Genomic DNA, 13,395 nt, shown 5'->3' on the forward strand with positions numbered 1-13,395 from the left:
TTATCTGACGTACAGCGTACATACTCATTTTTATACCCTGAGCTTGTAAGTATTTGGTTAATCGAATATAACCATAGCTCTGCTTTGTCTCCTCATGGGCTATTTTCACCAATATCGTCTGTTGATTTCGTTGAATCGTTCTTTTGCTCACGCCTCTCTTGAGCCAATCATAAAAACATGAAACTGAAACATGAAGTAATCGAGCCATTAAGGTAATTGGAAAAGAATATCTTTTTTGTTTCATATAGGCGTACCTTACTGACTTTCTTTGGCAAAGTACGCTGCTGCCTTTTTTAAAAATTCACGTTCCATTTCAGCTATTTTGAGCTGTTGTTTGAGTTTTTTATTTTCTTCGAGTAGAGCGTTTAGATCAGGTGATTACTGTTTTGTACCTGCTAAAGTTCCAGCCTTTGCTTTGGTATTCCAATTTGAAAGAGTTTGCATTGAAATGCTAAGTTGTCTGGCTGTTTCCGAGACATTGCCTTGATTGGCTTCAATTAATTTGATGGCTTCAGCTTTAAATTCTGTGGTGTAAGTCTTGTGTTTCTTGCTCATGGTAAACTCCTGATGAGTGTGTTTAGTTTACCAAGTTAAAACCTCCTGTTTTTTCAGCACACATCAGTTCAGATGGCGAAGTATTTAGAGGAGTTGGGTTGTGGTGAATGATACATCTAACTTCATTTCAGGTTTTGGAATTATTCCAAATGATTGGTCTTGTAAAACTGCCAATGAAATTTGCACAAAAATTTCTAAAGGGACTACTCCGCCTAAATCAGAGATTTCTAATGAAGGTAAAATTCCTTTTTTACGAGTTAATAATTTAACTTTTTATGGTCGTTTAGCACTAGATTCTGATTTCATATTTGTATCAAAACAGTCTCACGAAAATTTTCTATCGCGTTCAATGGCATTTCCTAATGATATTTTGATGAATATCGTAGGTCCTCCTTTAGGGAAAACAGCTCTACTTGATGACAGCTATCCTGAATATAATATGAATCAGGCGATTGTATTTTACCGGCTACAAAAAAATCTTGTTGATAGTAAATATTTTCTAGAGTTTTTAAATAGTTTTAAAGCTCAACAATGGTTACAGTCTAGATCTAAAAAGACTTCTGGTCAGCAGAATTTAACTATTGAGATATGTAAAGATTTACCAATTATTTTGCCACCATTAGTTGAGCAAAAGAAAATCGCCCAAATCCTTTCAACTTGGGATCAAACGATTTCAGCGACTGAAAAACTACTTAAGAATAGTCAAGAGCAGAAAAAAGCATTAATGCAACAGTTGCTGACGGGTAAGAAGCGTTTGCTTGATGAAGCTGGAGTGAGTTTTAGTGAAGAGTGGAAAGAATATCCACTGGGGAATCTAGGTAATACTTTTACAGGGCTGACGGGTAAAACTAAAGAGGATTTTGGAAGTGGTGTTCCATACATTACTTACATGAATATCTTTAAAAACAACCGAATTGATATTAATCAAGTCGATTATGTGATTGTTACAGAAGATGAAAATCAGAACTCTGTACGCTATGGGGATATATTTTTTACAACATCTTCTGAAACTGCTGAGGAAGTTGGTATGTCATCAGTTCTATTGGAAGAAGTGGAAAGACTATATCTTAATTCCTTTTGTTTTGGTTTTAGATTAAATAATTTTAAAATTTTACTTCCTCAGTTTGCAGCTTATATTCTGCGTAGCAGCAATATTAGAAAGCAAATATCGATTCTTGGGCAAGGAGCAACACGTTACAACTTGTCGAAAAATCAATTAATGAAGTTAATATTAAAATTGCCAACGATTGCAGAGCAGAAAAAGATTGCCGAAATTCTAACGCTTTCAGATCAAGAAATTGATACCTTGCAGAAAAAACTTGATCGGTTAAAGCAAGAGAAAAAAGCACTCATGCAACAACTTTTGACAGGTAAAAAACGTGTCAAGGTGGCTGCTTAATGATGCAAATGATGCCTAGCTATTACCGCATTATGGCGGGTGCGAAGTCTGTATTTGCTCAAGAGTTTCTAGAGGGCGGCTTTATTGCCGCCAACTGGAACATTGACCAAGACTTAACCCATGACTTACCTGATGATTGGCGTGAGTTTAATCATCGTTTTATTCCTGTCTATCTTGAAGCCTTACCTGATAAAACCAAAATTTCAGCAGGCTTAGCCTGTGGCATGTTACACACCATCTGCAAAGGGATTAAACAGGGAGACATCATCCTTACACCTCGTGGGGATGGTCATTATCTCGTGGGTAAAGTCATATCAGACTATTACTACGTGCCTTCAGGTGAGTTAAGCCATCGCAGAAAAGTCGAATGGTTTGAACAGACTTTGCCTAGAGAACTGATGTCTCAGGAGCTTAAAAACTCATCAGGATCAGCAGGTGCAGTTTGTAATATCACGAAGTATGCAGAAGAGCTTAAAACGCTTATTGATGGTAAAGAAACGGTTGAGCATCTCGAGCCTGATGAAGTAGTCGAAGACCCGACAGCTTTTGCTTTAGAAAAGCATTTGGAGCATTTTCTTGTTGAAAATTGGTCTAAAACTGAGTTGGGTGCAACATACGACATTTATACCGAAGAAGGTCAATTGGTCGGTCAGCAGTATCCATCGGATACAGGTCCTATCGATATCTTGGCAATCAGTAAGGATAAAAAGACCTTACTTGTGGTTGAGCTAAAGCGTGGTCGTGCAAGTGATCGAGTGGTGGGGCAAATCCAGCGCTATATGGGCTATGTCAAGGATGAGTTGGCTGAAGCGGACCAACAGGTGAAAGGCGTCATCATTGCACTAGAAGATGACTTACGAATTCGTCGTGCTTTGAGTGTGGCTCAGAATATTGAGTTTTATCGTTATCAGTTGAGTTTTAAGCTGATCAAGGGTGGAAATATTAATAATTAAATCAGGTGCTTGATTATTTTATTAAATAAATAAACCTGTAGTTAGATGCTGGATATGTAATATTAAATTTTAATTAAATCAGAGGGTTGTTAATGTTAGATGTATGGGAAAGTCGTCGTGAAGAAAATAAACGTAGAGACAATGATAAGCGTACGGAGTGGGAGCGAGATTATGCTCGTTTAATTCATTCAGCAGCCTTTAGACGCTTGCAATCAAAAACTCAGGTTCTAGGATTGGGAGAGAGTGACTTTTATCGTACCCGCCTGACCCATTCAATGGAAGTTGCTCAAATTGGAACAGGTATTTTGCGAAGTTTAAAAGCAAAATATAAAAATCAAGATCAGGAAATTTATGATGTTTTGCCAGATGAAGCTTTAATGAATGCGATTTGCTTAGCTCATGATATTGGTCATCCACCTTTTGGTCACGGTGGTGAAGTCGCTCTAAACATTCGTATGCGTGAACATGGTGGTTTTGAAGGAAATGGGCAAACATTAAGAATTCTCACGCAATTAGACAAGTACACTGAGAATTATGGCTTAAATCCAACCCGTCGTTTGCTATTAGGGGTACTAAAATATCCATCCTCTTATACAGCAACAGTACAAGAAAGTGCCTATGGGGAGCTCAAATCTCCACGTTGGTTATCTGAGTCTAAAAAACAGAAACCTCCTAAATGTTATTTAGATACCGAAGATAAAGTTGTAGATTGGATTCTTGAACCTCTAAATTCAAACATAATTGAGTTTACTAAATTAGAACCACATAAATCAGGTCATTTGAAACCAGCCAACAAAGCTTTGGATACATCTATTATGGAGCTTGCTGATGATATTTCATACAGCTTACATGACTTGGAAGATGCTATTTCTTTAGGAATGATCACTCGTACAGATTGGGAAGATCATAATCAAGCTCAAGAAAAGGATAGTAATGTTCTTAAAGAAGAACGTTTTAATAGTTGTGGATTTAATAGCATTACTATAGCCGAGAAGCTGTTTTCAAAAGAAAGCTATCAACGTAAGGATCAAATCGGGGATTTAGTCAATTTCTTTATTACAAATATTGAGGTGAAAACTTCGGCTATTTCATCTGCATCTTGTAATTTGATTAAATGGAATGCAGTGTTAAATAAAGAGCACAGATTACTTTTAGATCATATTTTTGAATTAGTGGAAAACAAAGTAATTAAAAGTACCAATGTTCAACAGCTTGAGTTTAAAGGGCAAAAATTAGTTATGGAGTTGTTTGATACACTGGCTTCTGATCCCAAAAGACTTCTGCCAAGTTCAACATTATCTCGTTATGAGCGACAAGATTCAGATTCTAAAAGAATGAGAGTTATTTGTGATTATGTTTCTGGAATGACAGATGATTATGCGACTCGTTTGTATGAGAAGTTACATTCTCCATATAAAGGATCAATATTCGATAGACTTTGATTTTTAGAGTTTTGAAACATATTTAACTATCACAGTACATGTGAAACTAAAGCAAGAGCAAAAGAATGAATCAACTTTACACGCCAAAATTTCAAGAAGAATACAGTGCAAAGCTTCCAGCTTTGACTCTACTGAGTAATTTGGGGTGGTCATTCTTATCCCCATCACAGGCACTCGTTGCCCGTGATGGAAAACAAGACCAAGTTGTCTTACGTCAAATTTTACGTAAAGAGCTCTCTAAGCGTACTTTTCCATTCGCAGGCAAAGAATATCCACTATCGCCAAAATCAGTTGATAACTTAATTGCCGAAATCTGTAGCCCTGCCTTGAATGAGGGCTTACTAACTGCCAACGAAAAAATGTATAACCATTTATTCTACGGCATTCCTGTAACTGAATTTGTGAATGGAAAAAAAGTCAGTCCTACGATCCCATTGATTGATTGGTATAACATCCATAATAACGACTTTTCATATACTGAAGAATTTGCTGTCACACGCTCAGGTGGCGTAGACATACGTAGACCCGATATCATTTGTTTTGTAAATGGTATTCCCTTAGTTGTGATTGAAGCAAAACGCCCTGATAGCCAAGCCAATAAAGGTCCAACGATTAATGAAGGAATTTCTCAGTCTCTTCGTAATCAGCGTCCTGATGAAATTCCCCATCTGTTTGCGTATAGCCAACTTCTTCTTTCAATCAATGGACATGAAGGGCGTTACGGCACATGTAATACGCCTGCAAAATTCTGGGCAGCATGGCGAGAAGAAGATATTTCTGATACAGAAATGTATGCACTTAAGAATAAGAAATTAAGTGCTTCACAAAAACAGAGCCTATTTTCTTATCGTCCAGTCGATGACTTAACTTGGTATGAAAATTTAATTTCAGGTGGAGACTTAGCTGTTACAGGTCAAGATCAACTGCTGATCAGTCTATTAAAGCCTGAACGACTACTTGAAATAGTTCGCCTATATACACTTTTCGACAAGAAAGCAGGAAAAATTGTTGCTCGTTATCAGCAAATCTTTGGTATCAAACGACTCATTGAGCGTATTAGTACGAAGAACAGTAAAGGTGGTCGTGAAGGTGGTGTCATTTGGCATACAACGGGCTCAGGTAAGTCTTTTACCATGGTCTTTCTCAGTAAAGCCTTGATCTTGCATGAAGCTTTAAAACAATGCCGTATCTTGGTTGTCACAGACCGTGTCGATTTGGAAGATCAACTTAGTAAAACCTTTGTATCAGGTGGTGAACTGGCAGGAAAAAGAGATAAGCTAAATGCTATGGCGACTTCAGGTAAACGCTTAGCTGAACAAATTGGCAAAGGTACAGAGCGAATCATGTTCTCTTTGATTCAGAAATTTAACTCTGCAACCAAACTTCCTGAATGTGTTAATACAAGTTCAGACTTCATTGTCCTGATTGATGAGGGACATCGAAGTCAAGGTGGTGAAAACCATGTGCGTATGAAACTAGCACTTCCAAATGCTGCATTCGTAGCATTTACAGGTACGCCATTGCTTAAAGATGAAAAGACCATTAACAAGTTCGGACCTATTGTTCATGCTTATACCATGCAGAGAGCGGTAGAAGATAAAACTGTAACACCTTTGCTCTATGAAGAACGAATCCCTGATTTAGACGTAAATGAACGTGCGATTGATACGTGGTTTGAACGGATTACAGAAGGTTTAAACGATCAGCAAAAAGCAGACTTAAAACGTAAGTTTGCGAGAAAAGGTGAGATTTATACTGCGGATGATCGTATTCGCCTGATTGCGTTAGATATTGCTAATCACTTTGTTAAAAATATTGATGATGGTTTAAAAGGACAGCTTGCTTGCGATAGCAAGGCTTCAGCGATTAAGTATAAAAAGTACTTGGATGAAGCTGGCTTGTTTGAGTCTGCTGTGGTGATGAGCCCACCTGATAGTCGTGAAGGGAATACTGATGTCGATGAATCGACTACCCCAGAAGTGACTCAATGGTGGAAGGACAATGTAGGAACTCAGGATGAGCAAGCCTATACTAAAAAAGTGATTGAGCGTTTCGAAAAAGATGATTCTCTCAAATTACTGATTGTAGTGGATAAGCTCTTAACAGGTTTTGATGAACCTAAAAATGCTGTTCTTTATATTGATAAAAATTTAAAACAGCACAACCTGATTCAAGCAATTGCTCGTGTAAACCGACTTCATCCAATGAAAAAGTTTGGTTTATTGATCGACTATCGAGGTATTTTAAAAGAATTGGACGCCACAATTCTTGATTATCAAGATCTCGCTGCCCGTACCCAAGGTGGCTATGATATCAATGATCTTACAGGTTTATATACGCAAATGAGTTCCGAATATAAGCGTCTACCTCGTTTGTATAAAGCACTTTGGGCAATTTTTGATGATGTTAAAAATAAAAATGATCTAGAGCAGTTGCGTCAAATTTTAGTCCCTCGTATTGAAGAACGTGAGGGTGAGTTGGTCGATATTCACTTGAAAGTTCGTGATGATTTCTATGAAGCACTCACAGAATTCGCAAGTTGTTTAAAAGTTGCGTTGCAGTCAGCAACCTTCTTTGAAGATAAAAGCTTTACTGATGCAGATCGTCAGCACTATAAGGAAACAGTCAAACTATTTACAAGCTTACGTCAGATTGTGAAACGAGATGCTGGAGAAACAGTTGACTATGATCAGTATGCTGAACAAGTCAAAAAACTTCTTGATAAACATGTTGTGGGTATTGAGGTAAAAGACCCTGATGGAGTCTATGAAGTCGGCAAGATGGGTAAAATAGCTCAGCCTGAAGATTGGAGTGAAGAGAAAACACGTAATGAAACGGATATCATCAAAACACGTGTAACGAAGATGATTGAGCAAGAGTTACGTGATGACCCCTATGCTCAGGAGGCTTTTTCTAAGTTGTTACGTCAAGTCATCGAAGAAGCTGAGAAAGAGTTCGATCACCCTTTGAAGCAACACATGCTTTTTAGAGAATTTGAAGAACAAGTTGAAGCTCGTCGTTTAGATGAAATTCCTGATGTGTTCAGTGGTAATAAGCATGCTCAAGCTTATTATGGTGTCTTCAAAAAACTCTTGCCTGATGCATTCTCGATAACAGATCAACAGAATCAAAATAAGTGGATTCAACTAGCTTTTGAGGTTGATACTTCTGTCATGAGCTCTGTAGCTGAAAACTCAATTAATCCACAAAATATTGAAGCGGATATCCGTAAAAAACTATTACCTCAGATGTTCCGTGAATGTAAATCAATTGGTAGTGGTATGGATCAAGCCAAAAAAATCGTGGAAATGATCGTACAAATTACTCGGGTCGGTTTAAATGGGCTCTAGGATGAATACGCTGCCAGAGAGAAAGTTAAGCATTGTTTATGGTGATGAGGTTATTGATTTTGGTGTGCTTGAAAGTCCTAGGCGTACTCAAAAGATACTGATTAAAGTCTATGCTGATTGTCGGGTGGTTGTATCAACACCGTTAAATGCAGATGATAAAACAATCATTGAAGCGGTAAAGCAGCGTAGTCGTTGGATCTATAAACAATTACGAGAGTTCCGTGAACAAAGTAGATTTATCACGCCTCGCAAATATAAAAGTGGTGAAAGCCACTTTTATTTGGGTAAACAATATCAATTGAAAGTGATTCATGATGATACCAAGCCAAAAGGTGCAAAACTTCTGAGAGGAAGATTGGAAGTAAACACCTTGGATATGGGTCTTGAAAGTATTAAATCTTATTTAAATGAATGGTATAGAACCCGAGCAAAAGTCATATTCGAAGCACGTTTGCAACATATTCTAGAACAAGCTTTATGGGTTGAAAATTACCCTGATATTCGTTTGATGACCATGCGAACACAGTGGGGAAACTGCTCCCCATCAGGTGTACTTACGCTCAATCCTCATCTAGTTAAAGCGCCTACAATCTGCATTGATTATGTGATTCTGCATGAACTTTGTCATTTGGTTGAACATAATCATAGTGAGCGTTTCTACCAACTATTGAATCAAGTTATGCCTGATTGGGCGAAAATAAAAAATCAATTAGATATGATGGCGAATAAGTTAATAAATTGATTAAGATTTTTGTTTTTCGACAAGAGTTAAGAAAGGTTCTCTAATTTATTTAAGGAACTCATCAATATTAGAATTTAAGCACTCTAGCCAATCCATTAATTCAAGAATATCGATTCTTCGATCCAAATTCTCTATTTTTGCTACATATGACTGTGGCTTTTTTAAGCGTGAGGCAAGCTCTACCTGAGTAACTTCTTTTAACTCACGTATTCGAATAAGTTTATCAATTAGCTGTTTATAGCGAGGATCATGTATTGAGCTCATAGCTCGACATGTTGTACTATTCTTTTAAATATCCCAAAATGGGATATTTTAGGTTTTGGAGATGTTGTTTAGATATGAATATAAATCATCAACTTAAGTTTAGTTTCCTAGACTTTTTATCAAATCAAACATTCTTTAACTCTGAGTTTAAAAAGATTCGAGCAGAATTTATAAAATATTCTCCTGAATATGAACCTAAAGGATTTTATTCAAAAATCTATATTATTTTTAGGGAATTAGTAAGTCAAAACTTGATATTAATGGATACTAGTAATTGTACGTACAAATATTCATCTAATTATTCAAAAAAAGATATTTGCGATTTAATTACCCAATTGAAATCTTTAGAGGTTGAGAATTGCCTTTCAATGGAATATATACGTGTAAATGAGAATATATCCGATTTATTTCAGGAGTTAAGCATATATAAAAAGTATCTTATAAAATTTCCTAAGTGCTCTGAACTGATTAATCGATTTATAGATCAAAAAGAATCAGAAATTCACCTTTTAAGTTATGAACTAAAAGCTTTGAGGAATTTATTAGAAGCTCAATAGAAGCAGGCTAGCCTTATAAATTTCAATAGAACTGTGGCTGAATAAATCAAGAACAATAGACTTCTTGCGAAAGTAAAAACCACCTCAATATAAATTTCATGAGATATCAGAAATTAAATCGTTTTTCAGATTCTGAATTCAAACGCTTGGTTGGCGTACCTCGACATGTTTTTACTGAAATGGTAGAGGTTTTAGAAAAAGCAGAATCACTCAAAAAGAAATCAGGTCGTCCTCATACTTTAAATATAGAGAATCAATTGTTATTAACTCTCAATTACTTACGGAGCTACAGCACTCAACTGGAATTAGCGGCAAATTACCATATCGCTGAAAGTAATGTGAATCGAACCATTAAAAAGGTTGAAGATGCATTGATGAAATCAAGACGTTTTACTCTGCCAAAACGAAGCATTACCACGGCAGACGAACACTTTAACTGGGTAATTATTGATGCGACAGAATGTTCAATAGAACGTCCGAAAAAAAAATCAGAGTCAGTTCTACAGTGGTAAAAAGAAGAAACATACGCTAAAAGCACAAGTGATCTATCATCCGAACAGCAAACAAATCATAGGGCTAGATATATCGAATGGCAGTCAGCATGATATTAAATTGGCAAGAAAAACGGTTAAGAAATTCAAACATTGTGAATATGTTATGACTGATCTAGGGTACTACGGATTAGAGCAAGATGGCTTTAAATTATTGATGCCAATAAAGAAAAAGAAGAATTTACCTTTATTTGATGTTGAGAAAAAGTACAATAAAATGATTGGAAAAATACGAGTTGTGATCGAACACATTAATAGTCAATTGAAAACATTTAGAATATTAAGTGAACGCTATCGAAATAGACGGAAAAAATTCGGCTTACGCATTAACTTAATTGCTGCACTCGTAAACCGGATAAACTTGCAATAATGACTTTCGCAAGAGATCTTATATATAGATATTTTTATGAAATACTTTATATTTCTAGAGTACTTTTATGGTTAAGAATCCTTCAAAACAGCTTCCATATCAATGAAGAAGCAATCCAGATGTTGGAGAAATTCCATAACCTGCGTATGAACTAATGTGGATTTGATGGTATTAACCACGTATACCACCAGTCATGAAAGTTGGACGGGAAAATTGACTCTAAAATAATGATTAACACCACATACATAACAATATTTTTAAACCAAGCCTTTTTGGCAAAAGCTAAGGACTTTGGGTAACGAGTGAATTGTAACCATAGGGTCATGATAAATAAAATACAGGCCATACTGGTTTGGATAAAGATTGCAATGTTTATCCGAGTTGAGACTTCTTGTGGACAAGCAAATAAATAATGACCGAGAGAAATCCAGTTCGCTAATACAAAACTATGAATCACTGTAAAACTATGATTAATTTTACCTATATAAATTAAATCCACTGCACGATGTGCCATCAATGCAATCGGAATCCATAATAATGCAACAATTTCTCGTGTTAGCCAGGCAGGTTCTGGATACTGGAAGAAAAAATAAACATTATCAAAAAAATGCAAAGCAGCAGCGTAGAGTGTAACCCAAATCAGGGCTTTATAAACTTTAAGTAAATTAGGCAAGACAAACACGGATTGCATAGTCAATATCTCAATAGAGAGCTGTTAAAGTGTTTGATCAAAGGCAGTTAAAACATTATCCCACAGCGATTTTGCCTCACTACGAAAATAACCCATATGACCGATTTTCGGTAATGACTGGGTTAATGGAATATCAATCAATTGGACATCTGCATTTTGATAACCTTGCATAAATGCGTTACGTGATTTAGGTAATGCCCATAAATCATCTAAAGCATTTGCAGCAATAATTGGCGTATGAATTTTTCTAAATTGTTCTGCAATTTCAGGGACTTTAGGGTCATCAAAGAAATAATGAGGGAATTTACACCAGCGTTTCCATTGTTGATATACCCCATAGGGTAAGTCCTCACCCATACCTAATAATGACATCGGAATATAGCCTTTCCATTGTGCCAATGCGGGTAAAACCAAATCCCACAGTAATTTTACTTTCATTGCTTCGGCTTTTGGCATATAGCCATACCAGCCTGCACCTGTGGCAAAAGTATAAAGACACTTGATTTTTTGATGATTGGGTAATAACCCAAAGGCATGTCCACCAAATGAATGACCCACTATAAAAAGTGGTAAATCATCTGCCATCGTATCGACTACGGCAGCAAGATCAAGTGTTGCCCATTCAATAAAATTACTATCAAAATTTTTAAAATCCGCAGGTTTAGAACGACCAATTCCCCGATAATCAAAGGTGATGACATTGTAACCGTATGTCGCTGCATACTCGGCAAAACGTCGATAGAACGCTTGCGGTACGCCTGTTGCACCAGCCAGAATAATGTTCGCTTTCGGCTTGTCGGCACTGTAATGGCGTGCTGCAAGTGGGTAGCCATCTTGGGTGGTAATGGTGAAATTTGTGTTCATATTTAATCTGGTTATAACAGTTGTTATAGTGAAAATTATGCTAAATTATAACAAGTGTTATAGCAATATGTTTTTTAAAGGGAATGTGACTGATGAGTTTGGCAGCAGAGAGTGAATTAAATACACGGCAGCGGCTTATTTTTGCGGTACTGGATTTATTGCGGACCCAAGGGTTAGCAGCAACCAGTGTGCGAGAAGCGGCTAAACATGCACAAACGCCATTGGGTTCGACTTATCATTATTTTCCTGATGGCAAGCCACAAATGGTCAAAGAGGCGTTGTTATTGTCTGGAAATATCGCGTTGGAACAACTGGATAAAGCATTGAATCAGCATGGGACACGTAAGGGTATTACCGCATTTATTGCGTGGTGGGGGAGGATTGTACAGGATTCCAGTTTTCAGGCAGGGTGTCCTTTAATGTCGGTATTGATGGAAATAGGAAAAGACGATGAAAAAGTACAATATGTTGAAACAGTCAAACAAGTGCTAAATTTATGGAAACAACGATTGACACAAGCACTTGAACAAGACGGCATCTCATTTGAGCAGGCTACACAAGTCAGCTTAAGCATTATTGCGTCGTTTGAGGGGGCGATTTTGTTATGCCGAGCATGGGGAAATTTAACCCCGTTCCAAGCGGTAACTGCACAATTAGATGTAATGATTAAAAATTTGATTTAATTGTGTTTAAAATAGTTTAATGTGCTGAATTATTCCTATTTGTTTTTACTCATAGCCCATGTGAGGACTTATTAATAGATTGTCTTTAATTTATTAAATAGACTTCTTGTAAAAATAAAAATCATAAAATACTACTTTCGCAAGAAGTCTAATAATATCCTTAAATATCTTTACATCTGATCCTAATTCAACTGTATATAAAATAAGTATCGCGGAATAGTAATTCGAATGAACTTATACAGATGATGAACACCTTAATTTTAAAAAAGATAGGTTAAATTTAGTGTAGATGGAAGCAATTTTTTTTGTTATAGTATTATTTGTTAAATATTCAGAAATTTATTTAAAAAACAAATGGATACTGCACCTTATAGTAAAACTAATATGAGTAATGTCATTTTGGTTGGTACTTTGGGTCGTGATCCTGAAACAAAAACTTTTCCAAATGGGGGTTCGCTGACTCAATTTTCTATCGCGACAAGTGAAGCTTGGACCGATAAAACTTCAGGTGAGCGTAAAGAACAAACTGAATGGCACCGTATTGTTTTGCATAACCGTTTAGGGGAAATTGCTCAGCAGTTTTTACGTAAAGGTTCTAAGGTTTATATTGAAGGTTCATTACGTACGCGTCAGTGGACTGATCAAAATGGTCAAGAACGTTACACTACAGAAATCCGTGGCGACCAAATGCAAATGTTAGATGCTCGTCAACAAAGTGAACAAGGTTTCGCTGGCGGTAATGATTTTAATCAACCACGTTTTAATGCACCTCAACAAGGTGGCAATGGTTATCAAAATAATAACCAAGGCGGTGGTTATAACCAAAATAGTGGTGGCGGTTACGGCAGTAATCCAGCTGGTTTTGGTGGTAATGGCGGAAATAGTAACCCGCAATCTGGTGGTTTTGCTCCAAAAGCGCCACAACAGCCTGCGTCTGCGCCAGCAGATTTAGACGACGATTTACCGTTCTAATC

Annotated in this window: 12 protein-coding genes and 1 pseudogene; 9 read left to right on the top strand and 4 right to left on the bottom strand. The window is 36.7% G+C overall.

What is annotated here, in order from left to right:
- Positions 1-555: pseudogene (locus tag ACINWC141_RS20105) on the bottom strand (IS3-like element ISAba22 family transposase); the annotation flags it as partial.
- Between the two features lie 100 nt (positions 556-655).
- Here ACINWC141_RS20105 and ACINWC141_RS12035 point away from each other — a divergent pair.
- The 5 genes from ACINWC141_RS12035 to ACINWC141_RS12055 all read left to right on the top strand — a co-directional run bounded on the left by ACINWC141_RS12035 (position 656) and on the right by ACINWC141_RS12055 (position 8,441).
- Positions 656-1,954, top strand: a complete 1,299-nt coding sequence (locus ACINWC141_RS12035; RefSeq protein WP_009391615.1) for a restriction endonuclease subunit S — start codon at positions 656-658, stop codon at positions 1,952-1,954.
- The gene (locus ACINWC141_RS12040) at positions 1,954-2,907 is read left to right on the top strand and encodes an endonuclease NucS domain-containing protein (RefSeq protein WP_009391627.1); all 954 of its coding nucleotides are present in this window, start codon (positions 1,954-1,956) and stop codon (positions 2,905-2,907) included. The genes ACINWC141_RS12035 and ACINWC141_RS12040 overlap by 1 nt, the downstream gene beginning before the upstream one ends.
- Positions 2,908-2,999: 92 nt before the next feature.
- Positions 3,000-4,349, top strand: a complete 1,350-nt coding sequence (locus ACINWC141_RS12045) for an anti-phage deoxyguanosine triphosphatase (RefSeq protein ID WP_009391543.1) — start codon at positions 3,000-3,002, stop codon at positions 4,347-4,349.
- A gap of 65 nt (positions 4,350-4,414) precedes the next feature.
- Positions 4,415-7,699 carry a type I restriction endonuclease subunit R gene (locus tag ACINWC141_RS12050; RefSeq protein WP_009391594.1) on the top strand — a complete coding sequence of 1,095 codons (3,285 nt, stop codon included), beginning with the start codon at positions 4,415-4,417 and terminating at the stop codon, positions 7,697-7,699.
- A 1-nt stretch (position 7,700) separates the two neighbouring features.
- A complete protein-coding gene (locus ACINWC141_RS12055) occupies positions 7,701-8,441 on the top strand; it encodes a M48 family metallopeptidase (protein WP_009391564.1) in 741 nt (246 codons plus the stop codon).
- Positions 8,442-8,486: 45 nt separating this feature from the next.
- On the opposite strand, the gene ACINWC141_RS12060 is transcribed toward ACINWC141_RS12055, so the two are convergent.
- Entirely contained in the window at positions 8,487-8,705 is a 219-nt protein-coding gene (locus ACINWC141_RS12060; RefSeq protein WP_002059957.1) for a helix-turn-helix domain-containing protein, read from the bottom strand.
- Between the two features lie 74 nt (positions 8,706-8,779).
- Between ACINWC141_RS12060 and ACINWC141_RS12065 the strand changes: the two genes are divergently transcribed.
- Both ACINWC141_RS12065 and ACINWC141_RS19670 read left to right on the top strand, forming a co-directional pair.
- Positions 8,780-9,262, top strand: a complete 483-nt coding sequence (locus tag ACINWC141_RS12065) for a hypothetical protein (RefSeq protein WP_034678504.1) — start codon at positions 8,780-8,782, stop codon at positions 9,260-9,262.
- A gap of 98 nt (positions 9,263-9,360) precedes the next feature.
- Positions 9,361-10,183 (top strand): IS5 family transposase gene (locus tag ACINWC141_RS19670; RefSeq protein ID WP_119048166.1). Its coding sequence is split into 2 segments (ribosomal slippage): positions 9,361-9,741 and positions 9,743-10,183, totalling 822 coding nucleotides; the frame shifts between segments, so codons are not numbered across the junction.
- A 151-nt stretch (positions 10,184-10,334) separates the two neighbouring features.
- Here the strand turns inward: ACINWC141_RS19670 and ACINWC141_RS12080 are convergent.
- Positions 10,335-10,874 (bottom strand): hypothetical protein, encoded by a 540-nt coding sequence (locus tag ACINWC141_RS12080; protein WP_009391563.1) that lies wholly within the window; start codon positions 10,872-10,874, stop codon positions 10,335-10,337.
- A 24-nt stretch (positions 10,875-10,898) separates the two neighbouring features.
- Positions 10,899-11,738: an alpha/beta hydrolase family protein gene (locus tag ACINWC141_RS12085; RefSeq protein ID WP_009391605.1), complete on the bottom strand. Its 840-nt coding sequence runs from the start codon at positions 11,736-11,738 to the stop codon at positions 10,899-10,901.
- 92 nt (positions 11,739-11,830) lie between these two features.
- Here ACINWC141_RS12085 and ACINWC141_RS12090 point away from each other — a divergent pair, with 92 nt between their 5' ends.
- Both ACINWC141_RS12090 and ssb read left to right on the top strand, forming a co-directional pair.
- Entirely contained in the window at positions 11,831-12,421 is a 591-nt protein-coding gene (locus ACINWC141_RS12090; protein ID WP_009391568.1) for a TetR/AcrR family transcriptional regulator, read from the top strand.
- Between the two features lie 384 nt (positions 12,422-12,805).
- Positions 12,806-13,393: a single-stranded DNA-binding protein gene (gene ssb, locus ACINWC141_RS12095; RefSeq protein ID WP_034678506.1), complete on the top strand. Its 588-nt coding sequence runs from the start codon at positions 12,806-12,808 to the stop codon at positions 13,391-13,393.
- Positions 13,394-13,395 lie beyond the last annotated feature (2 nt).

Source organism: Acinetobacter sp. WC-141, from assembly GCF_000313935.1.
GTDB lineage: Bacteria > Pseudomonadota > Gammaproteobacteria > Pseudomonadales > Moraxellaceae > Acinetobacter.